Origin of the sequence: Sphingobium sp. JAI105 (genome assembly GCF_015752145.1) — a bacterium.
Classification (GTDB): Bacteria; Pseudomonadota; Alphaproteobacteria; order Sphingomonadales; family Sphingomonadaceae; genus Sphingobium; species Sphingobium xenophagum.
Map to the genome: position 1 here is coordinate 2,875,565 of NZ_JADOUC010000001.1, position 26,521 is coordinate 2,902,085.

Genomic DNA, 26,521 nt, shown 5'->3' on the forward strand with positions numbered 1-26,521 from the left:
TCCTGCGAAATCGGGGGTGTATATGAAGAAATTTTTCTCGCTTATATTATCAAGCCCGGCGCTAATTCTGAGTATTGGCCCCGGCCATGCTCTTGCCCAGGCATCCGCCGATGTCATGCAATATGACGCTCTTGGACGACTGACGTCCGTCCAGGCGGGCAGAGGCGCGCTGACCAAGTATTATTATGATCAGGCCAACAATCGGTCGTCCGTCAACGTGCAAAGGCAGATGGATAGCAGTTGGGCAGCTACGGCGCTTCCTCATATCATCGGCTATGCCGCACCAAATGGCGGATGGGCGGCAGATACCAGCGGCGGCCCTGGTCATCTGACCTATGGTCCCTACACGACCGCCATCCCCACTGGAAATCGTGTTGGCGTGTGGCGAATGATGACCGACGTCATATCGGTTCAGCAGTCTGAGATTGTAGCCACGATCGACGTCTATGATTCCACTGCGGGCCAGACTCTGGCAGTCATGAATGTCGTACGTTCGTCCTTTGTAGGGCCGATGACCTATCAAATCTTTGAATTGCCGTTCACATTGAGCGCGGGCAGCGCTGGTCATTCAATAGAGCTGAGAACCTGGTTCACCGCCAAGGCACACATTAATGTCGACCGGATTGGATATTATTGAGCTGTGGGGGCAAACTGCTCTTGAGTGACGCGATGGCCGATTCCTGGCGTCGATGATAGTCAGCAAACATGTTTTAGCAGCGGAGGCCTTATGAGGAAGATCGGACTGGTGGCATTGATGGTGATGATGGCCGCACCCGGCATCGCTCAGGTGACGACCCGATACGTCTATGACGCCCGAGGCCGACTGGTCGGGAGTGGAGTTTCGGGCAACGTAAATAACGGAAATGCAGTTCGAACGTCATACGATGCTGCAGACAATCGGGTTAATTATCAAGCGACTAACGAGATAGTTCAGATCTCGGCCGGGCAGCACATAAGTTCACCTGATGGCAGGTTCGTTCTTGCGCAGCAGGGCGACGGCAATCTGGTGTTATATTTCGCTGGGGCGGCACTATGGGCAAGTGGTACGTTCGGCAGCAATTTTACAACCTACTTCCAGTCCGACGGCAATCTCGTAACCTATGGCCCATCAGGCCCCGTCTGGAATAGTGCAACCAACGCAATCGGTGCTCGGCTGGCATTACAGAATGACGGAAATCTTGTTATCTATGATCTTGACGACAGGGTTGTATGGGCGACCAATACGGGAGGCCACTGAGCGGGGGCCTTGCGCTTGCTGTCCGATGGAACAGCAAGCGCAATAGACAGGCATAGCATAACAGAACTGGCCAATGGCCGCTCGGGATCACCAATTCGCAGGAAGCGCGGCACCTGCATATGGGTCATATTGTTGTGGTGCGCGGGGCGGTGGAGGAGGCACTTCCGCCTCGACAGCCAAACGAGACATATTCGGCGCGTTGGCATTTGTCGGTAAGAGTAAGCCCGCAGCGATAAGAGGTGCGCCGAAAATCAGGAAGCAGCCAATGATCGTGCGTGCTCCGTGCCGCCAGTCCGTCCGTCCATCAAGCAGTAGCAAGCCAATGACCGCCACAGCCAGCGTCGCGGCGATGGTCGCGAGCGAGCCGAACATCAGGCTCTCGATCCATTGGACGGCGCCTGACAGGCTGGGTGTATTCATGGCCGCAGTTCGCTCAAGGCAAGCAGAGGGGCGAAACATGAAAGGAGAGTTGAGCCGATGACCATGGGCCAACATCCTTTCGTAGAGAGCTTCGCCTTTGTGTCGACCCTACCATGTAAAACGGGACGACATTGTTTGTCGAGGATCGCATTGCCTTGCCAGAAATGTTCCTTTGCATGGGCTCGCGCTTGAACGACGAGGAGAAGTTTTCGGTGACGGCATTGAGGCTCCCATATTTGCCAAGCGCTCGTCGGAGATGCTTTTGGGCGACACAGGGGGTATAGATTCCCCGGACGATCAATCGCTTGAGGCAGCGTATAATCTCCCGATTTCTCTTTCCTTTCATTTTTCGTTTGCTGACATAGGCAAGCGTCGAAGGATGGTTGCGCGTCCGAGCGATTGCGGCCCGACGGCGCGGCATTGGCTTGCCGATTTCCGCCACGGTTGAAACGGACGCGGTAGGTCTTGCCGCTTGAGAGCGGATCCTGGTGGGATCGCCGCCGACCAGAATGAGCATTTCTGTCGCCCGGGCAGCGTGGCAAATAGTCACCTGCCGAGCCCCCAGCCGCCTCGCCCGAAAATAAAGCCAGTGGAACGAGTTCAGATAGGCTGACAGCATGCGGCGGCGCGATCAGCGGCTCACGACGCGCGGGGGGGGCATCACGCCCGTCGAACATGTCAGAAGAACTGGGCGTTGGAACCAGCATGGCTCAGCGTCAATCCGTTTCACCAGTCTCAATCAACAGCTGAGTTTTGGCGCAGCATGCCTTACAAAAATGATCGCGCTATCATGACTGGAGGGGTTCCGTGATCATCCCGGTTCAATCCTGCCTGAGGACGTGTAATTCCCGTCGAAAAGAGGCGCAAATATACGTATAATATGTAAACTTTCCAGAATTCATGCTCCGCATCCAAATATTCTGCGCGCCGGGCGCTGGCTTCAGAATAAATATCGCCATGGATATTGACATGGCGCCAGTTCTCCAAAATGATTGCGCTATCTTAATCGACCAGGAGGGGTTGGATGCGCAACATTTCGGCGATATGCGGTCTCGCGCTCCTGTCGGCGACCTGTCCGGCCGCTGCCAATGAAGTCATAACCTATACCTATGACGCCAGAGGACGCGTCACGAAGGTCGAGCATGCGGGCGCAGTCAACAACGGCGTGAAGACGGAATATTGGCACGACAGGGTCGACAACAGGAACAGCGTCAAGACCACTGGATCGTCAAGTTAATCGCGCCTTCCGGCAGCAGCCGACCTTCAGCATCAACAATATTATACGGGGGATTGAATATGCGCGAAACCGTTCGCTTGCGCCGTCTTGGCTTGCTTCTTTCGGCTAGCGTCCTCGTCAGCCTCCCCCTCGACAGCGCAGCGCAGGCACAAACAACGCCCGCGCCCGTTCCGCTGTCGCGAACACCGGTAGACGAGAATGGTGTCAATATCGCAACCGGTAAAATACAGGTTCCGACCGCCGGACTGGCGATCGGGGGGCGAGATGGTCTCAATTACACCGGCTATATCTCGGGCGTGAATTCAGTTTTGAACTACACCTCCGATGACTATGTTATTGCCGAATCTGGGGGAGGACTTGTCATTGGAACTTCCGGCAAGACTTTCAGCGGCGGGGTTGCAACCGACGGCTCGGGGGAAACATATGCCAATGGCGTTTATACGATGCGTGACGGCACCAAGATCGATATCTCACCGTTGCCACGGCCACCCCTTCCAAGCGGCCCTTACGGACCATTCTACGATCGGGCCTACTTGTATGTGGGTGCCAAAGGAGGCGTTGATGGCCTGGCGACCAAGATAACCCGTCCGGATGGAGAAATTCTATATATACATTACAGAATAGATACTTTTGATACCGGCGCCGCTCCCCAATTTATTCGTTGGAAGTATATACGAATCCAGTCTGTGGTCAGCAATCGTGGCTATCAGCTAAAATATACGTATGCCAGCAACGTTCCAACGACGAGTCCTACCGATCCCGCCCTGTTCGGAGCGGTAACTGGCGTCATGGCGATCAACAATGCGATTGATTACTGCAATCCAATAGCGGACAGCTGCCTAGGGCTGACGCAATCGTGGCCAACCCTTGGCTTCTCCATGACTAGTGCCTCCACCACAGTTACTGATCCGCTGGGGAACGCGACCATTTACACAGTCGATTCGAACAAGAGACTGTCCGGGATCAAACGCCCGGGAAGTTCCGCCAACAATGTGTCGATATCCTATGATGCGAATGGGCGGGTATCATCGCTGACCAGGGACGGGGTGACTTACACTTATGCATTCTCGCGGTCCGGCACGGTGCTGACCGGCGTGGTGAGCGGCCCCAACGGCACGATCCGCACCACCACCGCCGACACGAGCACCGGCACGGTGCTCAGCGTCAAGGACGCGTTGAACAAGACGACCAGCTACCAGCAGGACAGTTCTGGCCGCATTACGCAAGTGACCTATCCCGAGGGCAATTACGACGTCATCTCCTACGATGCGCGCGGCAATGTGACGCAGAAGGTTTCCGTCGCGAAGCCCGGAAGCACTCTGCCCAACATTGTCACCTCGGCGGGATATGCCCCCAGTTGCACCAATGTGGTCAAGTGCAACAAGCCTGAATGGGTCAGGGATGCGAAGGGATTTCAGACGGACTTCAGCTACGACCCGGTCACCGGCAACCTGACGGCGGTCACCGAGCCCGCGCCGACGGGACTTGCGCCCTTCGGGTCGGGCGCGGGTCCCAAGACCAGCTACAGCTACACAAGCCAGCAGGCCTATTACAAGAACAGCGCGGGATCGATCGTCGCATCGGGCGCGGCGATCTCCCTGCTGACAAGCGTTTCACGGTGTCAGACCGGCGCAAGCTGCGCTGGAACGGCGGATGAAGTGCTAACGGCGATCGACTATGGTCCGCAGACGGCCGGCACAGCCAACAATTTGCTGCCGGCTTCCTACACGGTCAAGGCCGGGAACAACAGCATCAGCGCCACCACGGCGATGGCCTACGACAATGTCGGCAATCTGCTGACCGTGGACGGCCCCTTGCCGGGGACAGCGGACATGGTCCATTACCGTTATGACATTGCGCGGCGGCGCACGCGCACGATCGGACCCGATCCCGACGGGGCGGGTCCGCGCAAGCGCATGGCGCAGCGCGTCACCTATAATGACGTTGATCAGGTGACGCTGACAGAGCTTGGCACGGTGAACGGCACGAGCGACACCGACTGGACGAGTTTCGTGAGCCTGCAGCAGGCCGCGTCCACCTATGATGGCAATGCCCGCAAGACCAGCGACGTGCTGACCGCGGGCGGCTCCACCTATAGCGTGACGCAATATAGCTATGACGCGCTGGGACGGATCGAATGCACGGCGCAGCGGATGAACAGCGCGGCATGGGGATCGCAGACTGGCAACTGTACGCCAAACACCGCGGGCAGCCTGGGCCCCGACCGCATCAGCCGGAATGAATATGATGCACTGGGTCGGGTGAAGAAGGTCCAGTCCGCCTATGGCACGTCGGTGCAGGCCGATGATGTCAACGCCACCTATACCGACAACGGCCTGGTCAAGACCGTGACCGATGCCGAAGGCAATATGACGACCAATGAATATGACGGGTTCGACCGTCTCTTGAAGACCCGATTCCCCAATTCGACCAAGGGCGCCGGGACCAGTTCGACAACCGATTTCACGCTGAACAGCTATGATGTCAACAGCAACATCACCGCTGTCCGGCTACGCGATGGACAGTCAATCAGCCTTGGCTATGACAATCTCAATCGGCTGACCTTGAAGAATCGTCCGGGCAGTGAACCCGATGTGAGCTACAGCTACGATCTGCTGGGCCGCATGACGGGGGCTTCCCAGACCGGCAATATACTGGCGTTCGGCTATGATGCGCTCGGGCGGAATATCAGCCAGAGCGGCCCCCTTGGCACCGTCCAGATGCAATATGATCTGGCGGGCAATCGCACCGGGATTACATGGCCTGATGGGTTCCAGGTGAGCTATAGCTACGAAAATAACGGAGCGATGGGCGGCATCTATGACAGTAGCGGAATTACCGCATCCTTCGCCTATGACGATCTGGGCCGCCGCACCAGCATAGGGCGCATCTCCAATGCCTCAACCTATTATGGCTATGATGCGGGCTCCAGACTTACAGCCATGACGCAGGACCTGGCGGGCGCTGGCAACGATCTGTCCCTCAGCTTCGGATATAACCCGGCTGGCCAGATCACGCAAAGGACTGCATCGAACACGCTCTTCTCCTGGCAAGGCCATGTGAACACCGACCGAACCTATGTCGCCAACGGCCGCAATCAATATACCAGCGCAGGCGCCACGAGCCTTGGCTATGACGCCCGCGGCAATCTCACCAGTTCCGGCGGCGCCAGCTATGGCTACAATTCGGAAAACTATCTTACCTCCGGGCCCAACGCCTCACTCAGCTATGACCCGCTTGGCCGCCTCTACCAGGTGACCAGTTCCTCGACCAATACCCGCTTCCTTTATGCCGGCACCGAACTTATCGGCGAATATGACAGTTCGGGCACAGTGTTGCGCCGCTACGTGCATGGCCCCGGCGCCGATGAGCCGATCATACGTTATGAAGGAGCCGGCCTTGCGCACCGCTGGTTCCTGCACGCCGACGAACGTGGCAGCATCGTCTCCATGAGCGACGCCGCCGGCAACATGTTCCAGATCAACAGCTATGACGAATATGGCATCCCGGCCAGTGGCAATAATGGCCGGTTCCAATATACTGGCCAGACCTGGATCCCGGAACTGGGCATGTATTATTACAAGGCGCGCTTCTACTCACCCACGCTCGGACGCTTCATGCAGACCGATCCCATCGGCTATGGCGATGGCATGAACATGTACGCCTATGCCGGAAACGATCCCGTGAACAAGGTCGATCCGAGCGGGTTGGGGATGATCTCTCCGGACAATGGCGCGGCATATGACGATGGCTGTGGCGCTGTGTATTGCGACATTGTCGTCACTGGTCCAACGGGGGGCAATAACCAAGCTTTCGGGTTAGATTCTCTGCTGAATGCAATGGCAGAACCGCCACCCTTTAACCTCGGATCTCCGTTATTCTCCTATAGTTACAATTGGATTCCCTCCATCCCGAGTGCCAGAGTCTTTGAAAAATCGTCGCAAAATAACTGTGGGAATGGTAGCTCAGGCAGTGTGAGAGATTTCCTGTGGGGTGCAGGTGATGTTGCCCTGCTTGGGTTCGGTGATGAATTGCGGGATGCCCTTGGTATCGACCCGGTCGATATGAATTCTACCGCTTATACTGCGGGTGAAATCACGGGTAGCGTTGCTCTGTTGGCTACGGGTGTAGGGGGCGGCATTCGAGCCGCCGGTGCCGCTGCACGCGGCCTTGAGTTTTCCCATTTCATACCAGCTCGCATGGGAGGGGCTCGATCGATTTGGAATGGAAATTTCGTCTCCACAGCGACGCATGCTCTGTCAGACCCTTTCCGGTATCGGTTTATGCCGAGGTCTTGGAAGGCAGCTAATCCGATGCCTAACCGGGCAAGCCAGCTTTGGACCAGGACACCCAACACCGCGAAGGGAACGGCTGCTGGTGCGGGCGCTGCTGGGACCGGATTGGCGAATGCGGGGTGTTAATATGAAGTTCCTGCAGTCGATCACCTCGCTCCTGCGTAAAGGAGCCCCTCGCTTTAGTGTCCTTGAAGCCGCACTTCTGGATGAGGTTGAACGCCATCTTGATGTGGACCGAGCCGACAGACTGAGGCGTCGTGTCGAGAGCATTAACCTCGTGCAACGGCTCGATGGAGGTCGGGAGGTAAACGCCTACGCGCTCAAAAACGGGAAGCCCGCATTTGACGAGGCAACCCGATTGATCGCTGAGGATGATGAACGAAAGTTGGCTACGTTCTCATTCTTTGGAGCCAATCAGATCAGCTACGAAGGGACTGCATGGTTGGTGAACGGGCAGTTGTTCTCCCTGGAATTTAACAACCCGACGGAGCATGCCCTTGATGATCGACCAACGGATGTGAAGCTGTCTATTTGCATATAGCAGCTTTGCCCCGCCGGACCCGCTGACTGAGGCCATATCGATGGGCGGCAGGTCGGTCGCGATCAAGGCTGAGAGGTTGGTTGAGTATGCACACCCTACGCAGTGTACTGCTGTGTTCATGGGAAAAAACGCCGTAAAATCAGTGCGCGAGATGCTGGGGCTGCTCGGCAGCGGGCATGCCGTTGAAGGCCATCTGGTCCCCGCAAATGACCGTAAGCCCGCGACTTTCGACCCCAGTTTTGATATTGCCGATGGCCATATGGTCCCCATGCGGCGAAAGCCCGGGCGCCGGGCACTTCTCGATGGTAACTTTGCGCGGCGCAAGCTGCCGCTGCGCGAGACGGAATACTGCATCTGGGATACGGAGCTTGCGGGCTTTGGCCTGCGCGTCAGGCCGACCGGCAACACCTACTGGTTCGTTCGTCTGCGCCATCGCGGCAAACATCGCCGGATCACATTGGGCCGATCTGACGAACTGGCGGCAGAGCTTGCCCGGGCACAGGCCCGGCGATTGCTTGCCGAGGTGGCGCTCGATGGTCTCCCAAAGCGCGCAGTGGTCAAGGCGACGCCGATCCTGTCGGATTTCGTCGAGACTTATTGGGATGACCTGTCACGGGTCTGGAAACCATCGACGACTAAGCGGAACTGGAACGCTTGGAAGACTGTCATTGCACCGGCCTTCGGCGCGATGCGCGTGGCGGACATTCTTCCCGCCGACATTCACCGCTGGCGGGACGACTGCGCAGGCACACGGGAGGGGTTGTTCAATCGCGCCCTGCCGGTCCTGGCAGCGCTGCTCAAATATGCCGAGGCGCTGCGCTTGCGGCGAAAGGGCTCCAACCCTTGCCGAGGCATGCCGAGATACTGGCGCGAGCCGAAAGAGCGATACCTTACGCCGGCAGACTACCGCCGGATTGGAGCGGCGTTGCGTGAGCAGGAGGTAGCTTATCCCGCACAGGTTGCGCTCACGCGGCTGCTCCTGTTCACAGGCGCGCGCGTCGGCGAGATACTGAATCTGCGCTGGGAGTGGGTGCAGCCGCCGCGCTTGCTCCTGCCGGACAGCAAGACCGGAGCAAAAACGATCTGGCTTAACAGCCAGGCGCTTGAAGTGCTGGAAGGGATTGAGCGGCACGAAGGCACCACGCTTGTCTTCCCGAACCGCTCCAGGACAAGGCCACTCAATTTCGACAACTGGTGGCTCCCGTTTCGTGCGCGCTGCGCTTTGCCCGATGTCCGCGTTCACGACCTGCGGCATAGCTTCGCCTCAACCGCGATCATGGACAATGTGCCACTCGCGACCATCGGCAGGCTGCTCGGACATGTCCTGCCGGAAACGACTGCCAAATACGCCCATCTGTCCGATGAGGTGATCGGCGATGCCGCCGACCGCATCGCCGGATCGCTGGCGCAAGCGATCGGGTTGCATCCATGACCGCCGCCAGTCTCAAGCGGATCGTCGAGGAGGCGCTCGCCGAAGTCGGCGCGAACATCAATTCCCTGCTCGTGCCGAAGGGCAAGGCCCGTTCTACCACTTGGCTCGGGATCGAGCACGGCTTCGGCATCCGGCATTATCCCAGTGGCCGCAACGTCTACATCGTGCAGACGCGGATGGCGGGAAGGCTGCGGACGGTCACCATCGGCCCGGCTTCGGTCCTAACCCGTCACCAAGCGCAGATGGTCGCGCGGCGCGTCATCGCCTACGCGCAGGTCGGTCGCGATCCGGCAACCGACCGCAAGCGCATCCGCTCCGCTCCCCGGTTTGACGATTTTCTGGAGGAATATTGGTCTCGCTGGTCGCCGCAGTGGAAGGCATCGACGCTCGCCACCCATGTCGGCTATCGCCGCCAGTATCTCGATGGTGCCTTCAAGGGCGTGTTCATCGACGAGCTGAACGAAGAGCATGTGACCAAATGGTTCGCGGACCTCAACAACCGCAGCGGTCCCGGCGCGGCGAACCGCACGCTCGAGATCCTCAAGAACATGCTCAACAAGGCCGAGGTCTGGGGATCCCGGCTTGAAAACACCAATCCGTGCCGCTCGGTGAGGCCGAACAAGCGCAGGCAGTGCGAGCGGTTTCTATCGACCGAGGAACTCACGCGGTTTGGCCATGTGCTCGCCGAACTGCGCGCCAGCGACAATCTCACGATCCGGTCAGGGTGCGCGGTCATCACGCTGCTCTTGCTGACCGGCTGCCGCTACCGCGAGATTCTCACCCTCCAATGGCAGGACGTGAAGGGCAATCGTCTGCTCCTGCGCGACAGCAAGACCGGCCCGCGCACGGTCTGGCTTGGTTCTGCGGCGCGTGAGGTCATCGACAGTCTGCCGCGCCACCCAAAGATCGCTTGGCTGTTCTGGAACTACCAGTATCGAAGGCCGATCAGCTGCATCCAGCATCTCTGGCGGACGATCCTTCAACGGGCCGACCTTGGCAAACTGCGCATCCACGACCTGCGCCACACGTTCGCCAGCCATGCCGCGATGAGCAAGGAAACCTTGCCCATGATCGGACGGCTGCTCGGCCATGCAAACCATCAATCGACGGCCCGATATGCCCATCTCGATGACGAGCACTTGCTCGATGCCGCGCAGCAAATCGGGGATGCGGTGGAACGTCTTATCGGCCCCCAATAGCGGAATGTCTTAATCTCCGGACAACAGGTCAAGGGAATTTAGGCTTGCCATTCAGGTTGTCGTTCCCAGAATCGGTCGATATCATTCGCCAATGCTTTGGAACATAATCGACAGACGAACGCGACCGTATCGCTGGCGAGAAGTAAATGCGATCATCGAAGCAACAGAGCATGATAACTCTTGCGGGGATTCCGACCTAGCGCCCGAAGTGATCCCGCAACGACAGTGGATTATGAGGCGCTAGAAGCTGTTTCTGTGTCTGAAGCCGTGAAGTGGGCCGAGGGCCAACCCTGCCCAGTCACCCTCTATCTCTATGACCTGGGCAGTGGATTCGGAGACGAAGAACATTTCACAAATGTGGAGGTTCGTTTCGAAGACAAACCTGACAGCGGACACTGAATGATGAAGCTGAGATCATTGACTGCTTTTCTGGCTGCCGCAGTCGGCGCGATCACATCGTCGGCGTCTGCCGGTGAGCTAGCCGGACCCGCGCGCTTTTGCGGCTATTCACCTATCATTGACTTACTCGACGGCGAAAGCGTCACGACCTTGCAAGGCGGTATTCACGGCGGCAGCTTCCGATGGGACGGAGCTTTCGGGTCGCTCGAGGTCTATGGAATTGGTTGGGCTGGCCGCCCGAAGGGCCGGATCGTTTCTGAGCAATCTGATATCCGGCCCGCCCGGTTCGCTCAGCGCCGAACGGATGGACACTATCAAATTGCCATTTGGAACGGACGGCGCGGGGCTACCTATTTCAACTCTTCTAATCGCTTCACCCGCCAGCAGGTCGAAGCAATTGAGCGGGTGCGCCTGTTCGAGGAGGGCGAGACGCCAGAGGGCTGCAATTTGCGCACAGTGTTCTCGTGGGAATGATGCCATCTTCCAGCAGGCTAACTTTGGCCATCGCGATCGCCGGGATAGCCATGATATCGCTGGGTTCGTGCTCGACTCAATCAGGCAGAAACGCTGAAGTAGCAGCTGCCATTGCCGCTGCCGACGCTGCGGCTCAAAGCGCGGCCAACGTTTCGGGCGGGACTGAATACGCAGACGCGATGCAGTCCATGCCTATGGGCGCTGTATGCTGGGCAGCCATTCTCGAAGCGGTATCGAGCTATGGTCAGCGGTGCATTGTTGCCGAAAACGACGGCTTTCGAGCTGCCTTGAACGAGGCGAGGCGCAGGCTGGATCGCAAATTTCTCAACTCAGGGTGGAACGACGAGCAACTAGCAGCTTTCAAGCGACAGATGGGCGAGGCTGAGACATCCGAAGCCGACCTGTGCTCGAACGCGGATGCATTAGGCATTTATCGCGAAACCGAGAAGCCCGGTGTAGAATGGCTGTTCAAGATCACCGATGGCTTAATTTCGCGTCCTGGTCCGCCCGAGTGGGGGACCTGTCTTTAGCATGCCCAAAACTCGCCACCGTTCTCTCGCTCTAGCCCTGTTGGGAGCACTCGCGTCTTGTGGCCCACCACTGGTCTGGGGTGGGGACGACGCCATAAAAGAGCGACTACTCGTGATCGTTCCAATCGGTTCATCGGTCGATGCGCTGGAACGCGAGGCATCCTCTCGGGACTGGCGCATTTCATCGCGTGATAACCGTAGTTTTGCAAAAGGGCAGTCACAGTACTTTGGAGACGGCTGCCAATATCAAGGTGGGGTCAGTCGATATATCATTGTGGCAGAATACGGCGTGTTGACGACTTCGGTTGAGACGGTCTGGCTTTTCGACGAACATCGCAAACTTGGCGACCTTTGCATTCGGAGGTCGACCGATGCGCCGTAGCCTGTCGCTTTCGCATCAGAGCACATTTTTCTCACGCATCATTCGAACTTTGTGCGAAAGATGATCGCATGCCGGTTGTTAAGCCTTCGATCCTGAAATGGGCGCGCGAAAGCGCGGGGCTTTCGCTTGAGGAAGCGGCAGCCAAGGTGGGCATAAATGCCGCCCGAGGCGTTTCAGGCGCTGACCGACTGATCGCTCTGGAAACCGAGGAAGGGGAGGTTTCGCGGCCGGTCCTGCTGAAGATGGCAAAGATCTATCGTCGCCCGCTTGTCTCATTCTACCTGGATGAGCCTCCGGCTCGCGGGGACCGGGGCGAGGACTTCCGGACCCTGCCTGACCGCCACACCGGCGGCGAGCCGCTGGTGGATGCGCTGGTTCGCGACATCCGTTCCCGGCAGGCCGTCGTGCGCGCCGTGCAGGTGGAGGAGGAAGATGCCGAGCCCCTCCCGTTTATCGGTTCTATGTCGCGCAATGATGGCGTTGGCCCGGTGCTGGCATCTGTCCGCCAAGTGCTTGGCCTCGACCTTGCGGCATTTCGTGCTCAGGGGTCAGCAGATGCTGGCTTCGCCCTGCTGCGTAGCCGCGTCGAAGCCGCTGGAATCTACGTGCTGCTAATCGGCAATCTCGGAAGCCATCACTCGGCAATCGATGTCGAGGCTTTCAGGGGCTTCGCTCTCGCCGATCCAATCGCACCGTTTGTCGTGATCAACGACCAGGACGCCAAAACGGCTTGGTCGTTCACTCTGCTGCATGAGGTCGCTCACCTCTGGATAGGGGCGACCGGCGTGAGTGGGGGGCATTTTGAAGGCGCGGTCGAACACTTCTGCAACGATGTCGCGAGTTCGTTCCTGCTACCGCAGCGTGAACTCGACCAGCTTCTCATCACCCGCGCGACTGACCTCGGGGAAGCCGTCCGACTGGTGACGGAATTTGCCGAAGAGCGGTTGGTGAGCCGTTCCTTGGTAGCCTACCGGTTATTCCGCGCGGAGAAGATCAGTGAACGCACTTGGCGCACGCTGACCGATACGTTCAGGACCCAATGGCTGCAAAGCCGCGCCGCCCAACGAGAGCGTGCTCGGGGGATGGACGGCGGTCCCAACTACTACATTGTCCGGCGACACCGCCTCGGCGCGGCATTGCTCAATTTCGTGGCCCGGAACATGAGCGAGGGAGTGCTCACGCCCACGCGCGCGAGCAAGCTGCTGGGGGTCAAACCCCGCAGCGTTCACACGCTGCTGAGCGGCGCTGCGCTTGCCATCGAGCAGGGCGCCTGACGGGATGGTGTACCTGCTTGACGCCAACGTGCTCATCACGGCGCAAAATCTCTATTATCCTGTCGATGCCGTGCCAGAGTTCTGGGAATGGCTGGTCCACATGGGCAACGCGGGCGAGATCAAGATGCCGATCGAGACCCTCGAAGAGGTGAAGGACGGCAGCAACGACGCCGAGCGTGACCTGCTGTTCGCGTGGATTCAGGACGACTCGCACAAAGCCGCGATCCTCTTTGACGAAGACGTTCAACCTGCCTTGGTCCAGCGCGTCACGAATCAGTATGCGCCCGATCTGACGGACGACGAGTTGGAGGCAATCGGTCGCGATCCATTTCTGATCGCCCATGCCTTGGCTGATCCTGCCAACCGCTGCGTGGTGACGACGGAAGCATCAAAGCGGAGGCAACAGCGGCAGAACCGCCGCATCCCGGATGTCTGCGCGGATGTCGGCGTTCAATGCTGCGACACTTTCACGATGCTTAGAGCGCTGCGATTCAGCACGCGTTGGCGGGGCTAGCGCCAGCAACGCCCTGCGCCTGAATTTTCGGCAAGCCCTTCTGACAATTCCAAGATTGACGAGAAGCGCAACCCGCTCCACTTTTCTCAGGTGTTTGAAGAGCAGCCGACCGCACGTGCAGACCTTAAACCCGGCACCCTGTATTCAGTGGCGGGCGAAGGCGGATGGCTCTATTATGGGCAAGTCACATCTGAAAAGAAGCTGGGCTTTTTTAGGCGACGAGACCGGGATTTGACCCAGCCCGAAGTAGTGCTGGCCGAGCCGATAATGTTCGTCATCACAGTCGCATATCCTTCAATCACCCGCGCGCTTCGTTCCGGCCGTTGGAAGAAGTTGGGTCGCTACGCTATCGCAGAAGGGTTGGTTCAGCCGCAGCCGTCCGTTCAATGGCCGGTTGGTACACTGACCGTGTCGATTTGGTCTGGTAACATCCTGTCGACGACTACCCGGATCGAAGACCCGAAAATTCAAGGCATGGAGTTGATGGCTGTCTGGGATGCCGAAGAGCACCTCCCGGCACGTCTAACCACCGACTTCGGCGTGGAACAGGCACAATGGCATGTTGGCGGCCCAATCCTCAGGGAACGCCGGATCAGAGAGAAAATGGCTTCGAGATTTCCAGATCAACCATGGCATCAACTGCCTGACGACTGGGTCCACACTCGGGAAGGTTAGCGTACACGTGCGACGGAGCTTGCGGCCAGATTTGCGCCGCGTGGCGCTGGACCGCAGCTACTTTATCCCATGCTCATCGAGCCACGCCAACGTCCCCGGCCAGTGGCGTTTGCGAGCCTGCTGACGCAGCGTACCGTCTCCATCTTTTGCTTTGGGATCGGCACCCGCCCGAAGCAATGTAAGGACGGCACGATCATCATCCAGAGAGAGCACGACCGAAGTCCCGTCATCGTCTTTGGCGTTTGGATTAGCTCCCGCTTTCAGCAATACCTGCGCCACTGCAGGGTCATTCGAGCCCATCAATGGCGTCCAACCGATGCTGTCGTGGGCCTCCAGCGGAACGCCAAGTGCGACCAGTGCAGCAGCCATCTCAACCCGCTTGGCGCTGCCCGCATCGGCACAACGTCCGTAACTGCTCCGAAGCGCGTGCAATGCATTTCCGTTTTCACCAACCGCCGCCGGATTTGCTCCCGCTGCAATCAGAGCTTTCGCAATCTCAGCGCTGCAACCCATGTCGCTCAGGACTGCCGAGTCCAAACCTTTCTTGGTCATCCGCGCGACTTGTCCCGCGCGCTTCATCTCCTCAAAAAGGGTAACGTTGCCGGTTTCGGCTGCATATTGGGCAATCACTGAACCGATGGTCGCGGACTCATTGGACCGCCCAGGAACTCCAACACCGACCGTCATCGACAAATCCAACCCTTCGGCAATTGCTCCTTGGATCAGTTCATTGACGCCAGCCTGCTCTGGCGGCCAACTGTTCAGTTGGATTGCGGACTGGACCAATTCCGCAGCATCTCGTGATCGGAAATTGAATCCTTGGGCCTTGAGCAGCGAAACCGTTTGAGCGTTCCCCCGAACCCACCGATTTGTGCCAGCGACCTCATCCACAGCATCCTCCAGAGCTGTCACGCTAGCCGGCATTCCGACCTCTTTGCCGACGTAATCGACCACGCGCTTGGTCACCTTTCCGACCCGTAGCGTCAAAGCGTAGGTCGGGTTGTCAGTCACCCCAGCGACATACTCAGCCTTCATTCCCATGAAGTGAGACGACCGAAATCGTTGGATCAGGTCGGCGGCGGCTTGGGGACTAATCTCTGCCTCGTGATTGCCCGCCCACAGAACGTTTTGTCCGTTGAACATGCGGTGCACTTCTGCAGCGGTGCCAGGGAAACTCATTTCGCGGGTGGAGAAGCGGATCTTCCCATCGCCCCTGATCGTCACCCGATAATCCGGGCAGGTTCCGTAGCAAGCACTCCGCTCGAGGGTGATTTCAATGTCCTCCGGCGCGGCTATAGGGAACGGTACCGACGTGTCGGGCGGGATTTCGGGAGGATCGAATTCAATCGTGATTTCCCCCACGGCCTGGATCGGTTTGCCGTCGAACGATTGTGGCCGAAATTTCCACTTCCTTGCAGCAGCCAACGCCGCGCTGGCATCGCCGTCGAACCGGTCATCTGCTATCGTTGCGTCGGTGACGTTTCCGTCGACATTGACGGTCACCAAAACTGAAACCTGGGAAAATCCGGATACCCCGGGGACGCGCACTGACTCGGCTCCGGAGATGCGTTGAGAAGACAACCCATAGACGCCAATTTTCGGAGCGGATTGGGAGGAAGCTGAGCATCCTTGGAACGCAAGAAGCGCGATCAACGCGTATGTAAATCCCTTCAGTTTCATGCCGATCGCCCCGTCTCCAACACAATATTGATGGACGGATTGAACGGCTTTCACAAGGTTATCCTGGCAGCGCGTATGGCGATGGCTATTTGGTCCCCAATTGCGAACAAATGAGGCCCAGCACGGGACACGAGCCTACTTTGGTTGGCCAAACTCACTCGCTCGAATGCCGCGTTCAGGCGTGAAATCCCAAGGAATTCAGGCTCATGCTTCCATGGAAAAGATGGAGCGAAAACCGGCTCAGGGAATGCAGTTTGAAACCGGCTTGACCGGCACACCCTACGCAGTTACTCTGCAGAGGTATGGGAAAAAATACCGCAAAGTAAACCATGCCCCCCTCCCTCCAAATCTGTGGCTGGCCAAGTTGCTGATTGGGCTAGTTGGATTGACAATCGGGCTGACGAAACGGCGGTGGTAGAGGTGGCCTGGCAAAACTGGACAGTGAGATAAGTGGATTTTCTGCCTGACGGTAGCCAGGACGGCTGCGAGACAGGAGCAGAGATGAGCAAACGACTCCGGCGAAACCACAGCCCGTCATTCAAGGCGAAGGTGGTATTGGCTGCCGTGGAGGGCGAGAAGACGCTGGCCGAGTTGGCGCAGCAGTTTGACGTGCATCCGAAGCAGATCACGAGGTAGCGTAGCCAGTTGCTGGAGGGCGCGGCAGCCCCGGGTATCGATCGGTCGCTATCTGAACTTTTACAACGCAAGGAGGCCGCATTCGAGCCTCGGTGCCCGGACCCTGGACCAGGCATTTTTTGACAACCTGCCGCTGGCGATGGCAGCATGAATTTGGCCGCCGATATGGGGCGTTACTCCGGTCGCGCTACGCCCTCCCTACATGACGCCCCATATCGGCAGTGCGAGCAAAGAACCGGCAGACGATCCACTTATCCAATGTCGATCCCTGTTCAGACCAACCCGGCCACCTCTTATCATGGCATGACACCTGCACCGAAATTGCGGGAGAGTCCACTTTTGCGGAAGCTTCGGTGCCCGTTGACAACCTCTAAACCCTCAAGGGATCGGCACCGCTACAGATCCTGAGCCTAAACACCTAGCGATAGCGACGGTGTGTGTGTGGCTGCCAAGATAGGCGAGGACATGTTGGGGCGATCCGAACGGCGGCTTGGCATAGACGATCCAGTTTTTACGCTGCAGCTTGGCGATCGCTGCGGCAAAGACATCGGCGTCATCAGACGCATCTTTTGTTATGGTCCAGTCCAAGCCCTTTAAGTAGGTGTGTGTGAGACGCACGCAGGCGGGAGCGTAGAAAATGATGATTGCCAAGGCATTAGCGGCTCTGACCGGCTACGCGTTGATTATAGCATTGCCATATGCGTCATATGCTCAAGAGACGACCGCATATTCCTATGATGCGTTGGGGCGAATGACGAATGTCTCACAAGCGGGCGGACCGAATAACGGCGTCTCGTCAACATATGCGTATGACAGTGCGGGTAACAGGACGAGCGTCACTGTCAGTGGCGTGACAACCGGGGCATTGTCGAGTTCGTCGCCAAACAACACCTGCACGTTGAACGCAAATGGTGTCTGCAATCTAACCATATCGTGGAATGTCGCTGGTGGTCCGCCCAGCAATGTTGTCGTGAAAGTCGGGAACCCGGAGACCGTATTTGCATCGGGGGGCACGAGTGGTTCTGCGTCCGCGCCCTGGATCCAGGCATCAGGCCACACATTCAAGCTTTATGGAGATTCGAAGCTGCTATCGACACTCAACGTGCACGGAGTGGCCGCGGCGGGTTCCTTGTCCAGTTCGTCGCCCACGAACACATGCACGCTGAACACGAGCGGTGTCTGTACGTTGAGAATCTACTGGAATATCACCAGCGGCTCTCCGGCCAACATAGTGGTGAAGGTTGGGAGCCCTCAAGTGACCTTTGCTTCCGGGGGGCTCACGGGATATTCCGACGCGCCGTGGATCCAGGCTACCGGATCGACATTTTACCTCTACGCTGACTCAATCCTGCTCGCGTCTCTTTATGTGCATGGGACCCCCTGATCATCCATGGTTTCTGCAAGCAAGCCCCCACAAACGCGCAAGAATTGGCTACAGGCGGCTTCATCGGCCCCATTTCGGCGCCCGCCACGGACAAGCTGAATATTTCGGCAGTGGCGGAGGAATCTCAGCCTCTCCCATAGCGATCTGATTTGACGTGAGGGAGCGATCCCTCACGTCAGTGACTGTCCCTTCGAAGGCGACGGGACAGTGCGTATCACCGGTTCGGTAAAAGTTTTGGACAGGATGAAGGCCAACCAACGGCGAAAATATCTTCGATGACCTTGGAACTGTCAGGAATTTCGTGTGCGGCGAGGCATAATGGGCAACAAGGAGACCCAATATGTCACGACGGAAAGAACCCTCGATACCGAACGACATTCTCGATCAGTTGCTGCCAGCCACTATCGTCTGCGGTAACTGCACCTATATGACATAGCCCAGAATACCTTCCGACGTGTAGCCGTTGCTCGTCCCCTCATTGGAATCCACTGTGATCAGATGATCCGCTATGCTGGCCTTGTAGAAGCGATACAATGCGCGACGTCCCGGACCCGCCGTTGTGTAGGCATAACCCATCAGCCCCTCCTGTACTTGCCCTTCGCATGTGCTCGATATCGACACGAAATGATCGTCACTGCCACTTTGATAGCATCGATACAGTGCGATCAACCCTGAACCACCGCTAGGATATAGTGAAAATGCGATCCACTCTGGCTGCAATCCAGCATTGCTGCCTTCCATAAAGTCGGCAGTATAGAAATGGCGCCAATTTTGATGGAAACGGAAAATAGGGATTTGGGTGCCGTCTGCCTTTACCACGCCGACATAGTTACGGTTGCTGGCCGCGTCGTAGCGATACATGCTGGTGGCTTTGGCGGTCGGACCGCTGTCAGACACGGAACCCACCATTCGGCCCAACGCGTCGTAGACGTAGGAGACGGTTTCTGACGCAGCAGCGGCGGTCGAGAGCGACCAAATGAGCGCGGAAGCAGTGAGTAGCCCGATTCTATTCATTGTTTCCCCCAGATATTCCTGCACCGCTCAGCGATTAGGTCGTGAACCCATAAATTTCTGCAGGGCTCAATTTGCGTGTGTCGGCAGGTCGATCTTCACAGCATGAGTTTGGATTGGCGTGAGTAAGAATACGACTGCGCTGGCGAGACCAACGATGCCCCAAGCGTACCGTCGCGCACGAAGATCGATGACAGCCTTTGCCATGCAGTAAATGGCGGCTGCGAGAGCGGCGAAGTTCCAAAGGAAGAAAGTCCACATTTTAATAGGCTATCGGGACTGAAGACGGCAGGCAATATCCGCAAGCGAGGTGTTCGCGCTTCCATCCCAACGCAGAATCTGATTCAGGCTCGGTATGAGCCGATATGACCTGACCGACTTCGAATGGCGTGTGATCGAGCCGCTCCTTCCCAACAAGCCGAGAGGCGTGCCGCGCGTCGATGATCGGCGCGTGCTAAATGGCATCTTTTGGGTTCTGCGATCCGGTGCGCCGTGGCGTGACCTGCCCGAACGCTATGGCCCGCGCACCACCTGCTACAATCGCTTTGTCCGATGGCGCAAGGCGGGCGTCTGGGATCTGATGATGGACGCGATCACCGTCGCGCATGATGGCAATATCCAAATGATCGACAGCACTTCTATCCGGGCGCACCAGCAGGCTGCGACGGCAAAAAGTGGACTTGTAACGGTTTTGCGCCGGTCACCTATCTCATTACGCCACCTTGACCTCAAAGGCGAGCGGACTGATGCCACCCAGATATGAATGGCGCCGCCGGGAATTGTAGAAGCCGTTGATGTACTGGAATATGGCAGCTTCAGCTTGCCGCCGGTTTGGCCAGCGCTGCCGCCAGATGAGTTCCGCCTTCAGTGATTTGAAGAAGGTCTCGACCGCAGAGTTGTCGTAACAATTGCCCTTGCCACTCATCGATGGACGCAGGCCATAGGCCTGCAGCTTCTTTTGATAGGCGTAGGAGCAATATTGACTGCCGCGATCGGAGTGGAAAATGCAGCCCTCGGGCGGCTGACGCAACCGCACCGCCATATCCAGCGCCCGGATCGCCAGGTCCTTTTTCATCCTGTCGCTGACCGCCCAGCCAACGACACGACGACTGTGCAGATCGAGGATGACGGCAAGATAGAGCCAGCCCTCCTGTGTCCAGACATAGGTGATGTCGCCCGCCCACTTGCGGTTGGGGGCATCGGCGGCGAAATCTCCATCCAACCAGTTCGCCGCTACGCCCAGGCGATGGTGGCTGTCCGTCGTAACCTTGTGCTTGCGCGTGCGGACCGGCTTGATCCCGTTGATCCGCATGAGGCGGCCGACCCGGCGCTCACCAACGTCGAGCCCGGCTTCCTTCAACTCCATCGTCATTCTCGGACGGCCGTAGCTGCCAAGGCTCAGGCTATATTGTTCCCGGATATGGGCCAGCACCCTCATGTCCGTCCGCTCCCGATGGCTGATGGGACGCGAACGCCAGGAACGATAGCCGCGCTCGCTCACCTGCAGGACACGGCACATCAACTCCACCGGCCAGCGATGCCGCCAGCTGTGCACAAAGGCGAACCTCACGGCCTTTGGCTCGCGAAGAACTGCGTGGCCTTTTTTAGGATTTCCCTCTCCTCCCGGAGCACACGGTTCTCAAGGCGAAGCCGTTCATTCTCTCGCGCCAGATCTGCCTGCGGCGCTGCCACCAGGTCAGACGGACGATAATGCGACACCCATTTGTTCAGCGTCGACTTGCCGACCCCCAAATCCGACGCGACCCGTTCGCGCGGCAACCCGCTGGTCAGCGCAATGCGTACCGCCTCCTGTTTGAACTCTTCACTATGCTTGATCATATCGTCGGTCTCCTTGAATGAGCCTTAAACTCTCAAGTGACCGGCACAAAACCGTTACAAGTCCAGTATTCCTTGGGCTATGCAGCCATATCGAGGTTGTTGAGGGCTGCATAGTAATTGTCTTCGGCCTCAGCGGGCGGGATGTGCCCGATAGGGCCGAAGAGCCGGTGATTGTTGTACCAATCGACCCAGCGCAGCGTTGCCATTTCCACGGCTGAAAGGCTTGGCCATGATCGCTGCCGCCAGATGACCTCGGCCTTGTAAAGGCCGTTGATCGTCTCGGCTAAGGCGTTGTCGTAGGAGTCGCCAACGCTGCCGACCGAGGGGACGAGCTTGGCTTCGGCGAGGCGCTGGGTATAATTCATGGCAAGGTATTGAACTCCCCTGTCGCTGTGATGGATCAGCTGATCCTCTGGACCGGGCCTACGGGCATGGATCGCCTGCTCCAGGGCATCCAGAACAACGTTGGCAGTGGCTGACGTGCTCACCTTCCATCCGACGATCCGCCTGGCAAAAGCGTCAATCACGAAGGCAACATAGACGAAGCCCGCCCAGGTGTGCACGTATGTAAAATCGACGACCCACAGGGCGTTGGGTCGGCTGACGCGAAACTCCCGATTGACCTTGTCCAGCGGACACGGCGTTTTCGGGTTGCTGACGGTGGTGACCGTCTTCTTTCCACGCCGGACGCCCGCCAGCCCCATGGCCCGCATCAATCGTTCCACCGTGCATTTCGCCACTATTATGCCCTCACGCCGCATCTGGTGCCAGACCTTGCGTGCACCATAGAGGCCGAAGCTGCCCTCATGGACCCGCTTGATCTGCTCCCTGATCTCCTCATCGCGCCGGGTACGTGCAGAACGTCGGCCAGGATCGCTACGGCGTGCAGCATGTTCATGGTAGGAGGAAGGGGCGATCGCCAGTTCACGGCAGATCGGCTCGATCCCCAAATCCTCGCGATGGGCGTCGATGAACGCCATCATCATCTCCCGGGGCGGTCGAGCTCCGCCATCGCAAAATACGCAGATGCCTTGCGCAAAATCTCGTTGGCGCGGCGCAGTTCCTTCACTTCGCGCTCTAGCAGCCTTAGCCGCTCACGGTCATCGCCAGCCAACGCCGCTGGTCCCGCTCGTCGGCCCGCCTCCTCGCGGCACCAGCGGCGCAGCGTCTCCAGCGAGCAGCCGATCTTCGCAGCGATCGACTTCATCACTTCCCATTCCGAGCCGTACTCCGCCCGCTGCTCCACCACCATACGAACCGCCCGCTCGCGGACTTCAGGTGAAAATTTGTTGGTTGTCTTGCTCATAACGGATGCTCCTTCTCACAAGTTGGAGCCTCCTGAAAACCCGGGGCGCTTCACCTGTTCGCTGAACAGTTTTGTGCACCCGGTTGCAGAGAGCGCTACTTCCTGCGCCTCCAGCCCCGCAACCTGCTCGACCGTCGATGTTCTCGCATAGCCGATCAACATATCCGCACCTCGATCCCTGAAAGATCGAGCCTAGCCGAGTGCCGGGTGCGGTCCAGCATGATCGGCGCATCACATTGATATTATTGATCTATTCTCACGAGGTTCTGGAGGCGGTGATGAACCGCCTCAATGGCCCCATTCCCCACGTTGCGAGACACTCCGCGACCACCTCGCCCATTCTCACGCAAGCAGGACTGTGTGAGGCGAGGAGTTACTCGGCGAGTGCCCGCACTTCTACCAGAAGGCTTTCGAGTATCGCTCGCCCTTCATCGTCCAAAGGCAAATCAACCAACGAAGCCTTCTTCCTGATACTATTAAGAACAGGGTCACGAAGCGAGCAGCTTGTGAAGTCATCCCAATCCCATTTTCCGCCCTCGTCTTGCAGGAAGTTACGAATGGACTGGATAGCGTAAGCCATCTCCTTTTCGCGCTTACTTTGAGAGTTGAAGAACCACATGTCATGCTCCGCGCAGATGTAGCAAATGGAGGCAAAATCACCACTCCAGCGGGTGAAGCCATCGTTTCCCAATACCAAGGCGGAATACAGAACGACCCGCCTGGCCAGAGCCGCTCCAACCAAATCCCCACCTTAAATAATCATTGCGGTTCAATATACCGGCCCGCTGACCAAGAGCGCTCCTAGCAGTCAAAGCTGGAACAGCAGGGGTTACTGCAACCAACGCCGCCGCTACCTCGGCAGACACATAGTTCTCCAGGTTCAGCCATGGTGCCGGATCAACATAGTAGGGATTGAGATGGTAGCGCCCACCGATAAGCACATACTTCTGGCTGACCGGGATTGTCTTGGTGGCGGTTACAACGATGGTGCCGTTCTCGTCCTCGTAGGTCGGAACGCTCACCTCCACACTCTGCGGCATATCAATAGAATCTAGATAAGAATCTCCGTTAGTGGTTGCAAGTATATCATCAATAGAGTCTCTATCCTTGGTAAAGTCACAAAGGCCGCCGCACCCATTTACTATCAATTCTGCGAAGCCGGCGCCAGCGTCCATCCCTGCCATCCCCCACGCCCGAGTACCAGATGGATCTGTCATGTTGACGGGATCGCCGCCGACATAATCATACCAGTTCATGCCATCTTCATAACCGGTGGGATCAGTCTGCATGAACCGTCCCAGGGTGGGCGAGTACATACGAGCCTTGTAGCTGTACATGCCCAGCTCTGGGAACCACGCCTGCCCGGTGAACTGGAACATGCCCAGATTGCCGCTGGCGGGGATGCCATATTCATCATAGCTGTTGATGCCCAGTACGGCCCCGCTGCTGTTGGTTACGGCCACGATGGAACCCCGCTCGTCGGCGGTCATAAATTTCTTGACCAGACTGCCCGAGCTGTAGTCGTACCATATCAGCGGTTCGTCGTCACCGGGGCCATAGACATAGCGATGCTGGAGCACGCGGTCATCGTGCCGAAGCTCGCTTGCGATATGGTCGCCGTCATAGACGAACATCCGCAGCCAGCCAGAGCTGTTCCTGGTCCGTTTCATCCGCCCGAGGGGGTCGTAGTAAAATTGCGCGCCACTGCTAGACGATATCAACGCATTGTTGACGTTGTAGCTGTAGGTTGGGCTTGCTGCGCTCGTCATGTTACCTTTGAGATCGTAGGTCGGCACACCCGCGCCAATCTGGGTATACTGGTTGAGTGCGTTGGCGGTGTACCCCCGATTCGTATTCACATGCCCTGTCCAGGCATAGGCGTCATTGGAACTCGTCCGCGCTTCGATCTGACCCGCCGCGTTGTAGCTATAGGTTAGCGCCTGATCATAGGTCGTGTTCGTGCCAGCGAGGTTGATACCCATGCCCGTCAGATTTACGCCGGTATGGCTGTACGTCGTTGTCGCCCCATTGCCGAGTACCAAGGAAGAGCGTCGGCCCTGCGCGTCATAATTGAAAGTCGCCAGCACAGTCGAACCGTTCTCCTTAATCGTCGTCATCGCGCTATTTGCATCATAGTCGTAGGTGACGAAGAAGTCTGCAATGCCGTCAGTGTCGTCACCCCAGGACAACCGCGTGCGCCGTCCGGCACTATCATATTTCATGCTTAGCATGTTATATGGATCGCCCTCACGGCGCACGCGACCGAGAGCATCGTAGCCGTACCAGACGGTATAACCGTTGGCGTCCTGAGCCTGCATGAGCCGATTGAGATTGTCATACGTCAGGTTTACATCCTGGTCGAAGAAGTTCGTACCTGGATAGTTGATATTGATAACACGGCCGAGCGCGTCATAGGTGTACTCGGTATAGATAGTCTCCTGTTGGCCGCGCACGCCGTTGCGGGTGACCCGCCCTTTGCCGTTGCCGGTGGTGCCATAAGTCAACAGGATTTTATCCGGCGACGCGCTGGAGCAGGTCGAACTATTGAAGCAGGTTCGTAGCAGCCGATCATAGCCATCATATTGGTATGCCGTTACATTACCCTTGCCGTCAGTTGCCTTGGTCACCGACCCATTCAGGTTGCGGTCGTACTGGACATCCACACGCTGTGCCGACGTGCCATAGCCGCTAATCGTCGTCTTGAGCTGGCTCACATCGTCCCACTCATATTTGGTTATCCGGTCTGGACGACTCGCTCCCTGCGCGCTCAATGAACAGGCGCTTATCGGTGTTCCGACGAGTGTGTCAAAGAGCGTTGCGTCCATCCGCTGCGCTACGCAGTCAGTTCGGCCCAGCGAATTATAGCCGATTTGCGTCATGGCATAATTGTCGTTGCCCTTCTGTACCTTCTCAAAAATGAGGCGACCATACATGTCATAGCTCAGCCAGCGGTACTGAAGCCCGGTGAAGTTGGTGCCATCATAGTCGATCGTCCCTTGCACTTCGGCATTGGGGAGGCCGTTGGAACCGTAGGTGGTGTACGTCGCACGCGGGCGCAGGGTTCCAGTGCCATCTGGATCGGGTGTCCAAGCATAGGTCATCTGCCGTGCCTTGTTGTACCGCATCTGCGTGACATTGCCGGCACCGTCGCTGCGCGACGTGAGATCGCCATTGTCCCCATAGGTGAAATTGATCGTCTGCGTCTGCTCTGCATCGCTGTTGCCTGAACGGGTCGTCACCGAGCTCAACAGCACGTTTGTACCGCGACTTGCGGTCGCCGCCTCATAGCTGAGCGTTGTCCGCGTCTCATTGGCCGTGCCGATACAATTCGAGGCATTCCCTCCTGCACAGGCAGAAACGCTCGCTACATAGCGGGTTGCATCGGGTGAAAGTACCACAGCATTTGAGGCATTCTTCACCGAGGCTTGCAGCGTAGTGAAAGTCGTACGCGTCTCGGGTTGGTCCCATCCCGGCTGAGGAGAAGGGGCTGTGACCTTGCTCACCATGCCCGAACTGGCGTCATATTCGTAAGTGGTGACCTGACCAGCCTGATCCGTTGTAGTAAGCGGCTTGTTACAGATTTTCTGGTTCGAGCAGGTTGCCGAATAGGTCGCCGAGGTGAAAAGAGAGGTCTCGTTCGACCCTGCCTTTGGAGCAAGAGTTTCCTTGGTACGATTGCCGCGCGCATCATATTTGTAGCTAACAGAATTGCCCTCTGGGTATGTTATTTTCTTTAACAACCCCACCGGACAATCTACCTCAAGACCGCAATAATCGAAATAGGTTGTTTCTCCATTTTCATTGGTCGAAGACGACAACAATGATATTCGGTCAGATACAACTGAACGGCTATGCTGCATTGGGTTAGTTACTGTTGTGATGCCAGTATATTGCGGATAGTCATAAGTCCAAATCTGACCTCCACGCTTTAGTGTTTTGACTCTATTAGAATTAGCAAACTCATATGTCAGATCAACCGTGTTGTTGGAGCTTCCCGGCATTCTAACACCTGAAAGCTGCGAATTACTATAGGAATAATTTATTGTCCTGTTTTCG

At 57.5% G+C, this 26,521-nt stretch carries 21 protein-coding genes, 3 pseudogenes and 1 other annotated feature; of the genes and pseudogenes, 15 read left to right on the forward strand and 9 right to left on the reverse strand.

Features of this window, described 5'->3' with window-relative positions; translation table 11 throughout:
* The first annotated feature begins 22 nt into the window (after positions 1-22).
* On the forward strand, positions 23-637 hold the full coding sequence (locus IWY39_RS13785; RefSeq protein ID WP_181316854.1) for an RHS repeat domain-containing protein: 615 nt from the start codon (positions 23-25) through the stop codon (positions 635-637).
* Positions 638-727: 90 nt separating this feature from the next.
* Entirely contained in the window at positions 728-1,237 is a 510-nt protein-coding gene (locus IWY39_RS13790) for a hypothetical protein (RefSeq protein WP_107126237.1), read from the forward strand.
* An 87-nt stretch (positions 1,238-1,324) separates the two neighbouring features.
* Here IWY39_RS13790 and IWY39_RS13795 read toward each other — a convergent pair whose 3' ends face one another.
* Positions 1,325-1,657 carry a TrbC/VirB2 family protein gene (locus IWY39_RS13795; RefSeq protein WP_196871596.1) on the reverse strand — a complete coding sequence of 111 codons (333 nt, stop codon included), beginning with the start codon at positions 1,655-1,657 and terminating at the stop codon, positions 1,325-1,327.
* 1,024 nt (positions 1,658-2,681) lie between these two features.
* On the opposite strand from IWY39_RS13795, the gene IWY39_RS13800 reads away from it, so the two are divergent.
* From IWY39_RS13800 to IWY39_RS13850, 11 genes are all read left to right on the forward strand, one after another.
* Positions 2,682-2,894, forward strand: coding sequence for a hypothetical protein (locus IWY39_RS13800; protein WP_107126239.1), 213 nt, complete (start codon positions 2,682-2,684; stop codon positions 2,892-2,894).
* 1,046 nt (positions 2,895-3,940) lie between these two features.
* The gene (locus tag IWY39_RS24455) at positions 3,941-7,315 is read left to right on the forward strand and encodes an RHS repeat-associated core domain-containing protein (protein WP_196871597.1); all 3,375 of its coding nucleotides are present in this window, start codon (positions 3,941-3,943) and stop codon (positions 7,313-7,315) included.
* A gap of 1 nt (position 7,316) precedes the next feature.
* Positions 7,317-7,730: a hypothetical protein gene (locus IWY39_RS13810; protein ID WP_107126241.1), complete on the forward strand. Its 414-nt coding sequence runs from the start codon at positions 7,317-7,319 to the stop codon at positions 7,728-7,730.
* A gap of 118 nt (positions 7,731-7,848) precedes the next feature.
* Positions 7,849-9,162 (forward strand): tyrosine-type recombinase/integrase, encoded by a 1,314-nt coding sequence (locus IWY39_RS13815; protein WP_231377528.1) that lies wholly within the window; start codon positions 7,849-7,851, stop codon positions 9,160-9,162.
* A complete protein-coding gene (locus tag IWY39_RS13820) occupies positions 9,159-10,361 on the forward strand; it encodes a tyrosine-type recombinase/integrase (RefSeq protein WP_107126242.1) in 1,203 nt (400 codons plus the stop codon). The genes IWY39_RS13815 and IWY39_RS13820 overlap by 4 nt, the downstream gene beginning before the upstream one ends.
* A gap of 399 nt (positions 10,362-10,760) precedes the next feature.
* Positions 10,761-11,234: a hypothetical protein gene (locus IWY39_RS13825; protein WP_229380788.1), complete on the forward strand. Its 474-nt coding sequence runs from the start codon at positions 10,761-10,763 to the stop codon at positions 11,232-11,234.
* A 23-nt stretch (positions 11,235-11,257) separates the two neighbouring features.
* On the forward strand, positions 11,258-11,764 hold the full coding sequence (locus tag IWY39_RS13830; protein WP_196871598.1) for a hypothetical protein: 507 nt from the start codon (positions 11,258-11,260) through the stop codon (positions 11,762-11,764).
* 112 nt (positions 11,765-11,876) lie between these two features.
* Positions 11,877-12,146 (forward strand): hypothetical protein, encoded by a 270-nt coding sequence (locus tag IWY39_RS13835; protein ID WP_145169873.1) that lies wholly within the window; start codon positions 11,877-11,879, stop codon positions 12,144-12,146.
* A 68-nt stretch (positions 12,147-12,214) separates the two neighbouring features.
* Positions 12,215-13,420 carry an ImmA/IrrE family metallo-endopeptidase gene (locus IWY39_RS13840; protein WP_107126244.1) on the forward strand — a complete coding sequence of 402 codons (1,206 nt, stop codon included), beginning with the start codon at positions 12,215-12,217 and terminating at the stop codon, positions 13,418-13,420.
* A gap of 4 nt (positions 13,421-13,424) precedes the next feature.
* Positions 13,425-13,934 carry a DUF4411 family protein gene (locus IWY39_RS13845; RefSeq protein ID WP_196871599.1) on the forward strand — a complete coding sequence of 170 codons (510 nt, stop codon included), beginning with the start codon at positions 13,425-13,427 and terminating at the stop codon, positions 13,932-13,934.
* 90 nt (positions 13,935-14,024) lie between these two features.
* Positions 14,025-14,609 (forward strand): hypothetical protein, encoded by a 585-nt coding sequence (locus IWY39_RS13850; protein ID WP_107126245.1) that lies wholly within the window; start codon positions 14,025-14,027, stop codon positions 14,607-14,609.
* A gap of 57 nt (positions 14,610-14,666) precedes the next feature.
* On the opposite strand, the gene IWY39_RS13855 is transcribed toward IWY39_RS13850, so the two are convergent.
* Positions 14,667-16,289, reverse strand: coding sequence for a TonB family protein (locus IWY39_RS13855; RefSeq protein ID WP_107126246.1), 1,623 nt, complete (start codon positions 16,287-16,289; stop codon positions 14,667-14,669).
* Positions 16,290-16,790: 501 nt separating this feature from the next.
* Here IWY39_RS13855 and IWY39_RS13860 point away from each other — a divergent pair.
* A pseudogene (locus tag IWY39_RS13860) lies at positions 16,791-16,922 on the forward strand (transposase); the annotation flags it as partial.
* 423 nt (positions 16,923-17,345) lie between these two features.
* Here the strand turns inward: IWY39_RS13860 and IWY39_RS24330 are convergent.
* Together IWY39_RS24330 and IWY39_RS24460 are read right to left on the reverse strand one after the other, a co-directional pair.
* A pseudogene (locus tag IWY39_RS24330) lies at positions 17,346-17,543 on the reverse strand (transposase); the annotation flags it as partial.
* Between the two features lie 1,189 nt (positions 17,544-18,732).
* A complete protein-coding gene (locus IWY39_RS24460) occupies positions 18,733-19,347 on the reverse strand; it encodes a hypothetical protein (protein WP_145169871.1) in 615 nt (204 codons plus the stop codon).
* 328 nt (positions 19,348-19,675) lie between these two features.
* Here IWY39_RS24460 and IWY39_RS13875 point away from each other — a divergent pair.
* A pseudogene (locus tag IWY39_RS13875) lies at positions 19,676-19,999 on the forward strand (IS5 family transposase); the annotation flags it as partial.
* 33 nt (positions 20,000-20,032) lie between these two features.
* Here IWY39_RS13875 and IWY39_RS13880 read toward each other — a convergent pair.
* The 5 genes from IWY39_RS13880 to IWY39_RS13900 form a co-directional block, all read right to left on the reverse strand.
* Positions 20,033-21,159, reverse strand: a protein-coding gene (locus IWY39_RS13880; RefSeq protein WP_107126249.1) for an IS3 family transposase whose coding sequence is annotated in 2 segments (ribosomal slippage) — positions 20,033-20,928 and positions 20,928-21,159 — 1,128 coding nt in all. Because the reading frame shifts where the segments join, the coding sequence is not laid out codon by codon here.
* Between the two features lie 77 nt (positions 21,160-21,236).
* A protein-coding gene (locus IWY39_RS13885; RefSeq protein ID WP_107126250.1) for an IS3 family transposase occupies positions 21,237-22,465 on the reverse strand; the annotation gives its coding sequence in 2 pieces (ribosomal slippage) (positions 21,237-22,177 and positions 22,177-22,465; 1,230 coding nt in all).
* Positions 22,068-22,184: a sequence feature (AL1L pseudoknot), on the reverse strand. Its footprint overlaps the gene before it by 117 nt.
* A gap of 15 nt (positions 22,466-22,480) precedes the next feature.
* Positions 22,481-22,627: a recombinase family protein gene (locus tag IWY39_RS13890; RefSeq protein WP_196871601.1), complete on the reverse strand. Its 147-nt coding sequence runs from the start codon at positions 22,625-22,627 to the stop codon at positions 22,481-22,483.
* 211 nt (positions 22,628-22,838) lie between these two features.
* Complete coding sequence (locus tag IWY39_RS13895; RefSeq protein WP_231377529.1) at positions 22,839-23,156, reverse strand: hypothetical protein; 318 nt, start codon at positions 23,154-23,156, stop codon at positions 22,839-22,841.
* Positions 23,122-26,283, reverse strand: a complete 3,162-nt coding sequence (locus IWY39_RS13900) for an RHS repeat domain-containing protein (RefSeq protein ID WP_196871602.1) — start codon at positions 26,281-26,283, stop codon at positions 23,122-23,124. The genes IWY39_RS13895 and IWY39_RS13900 overlap by 35 nt, the downstream gene beginning before the upstream one ends.
* Positions 26,284-26,521: the final 238 nt, after the last annotated feature.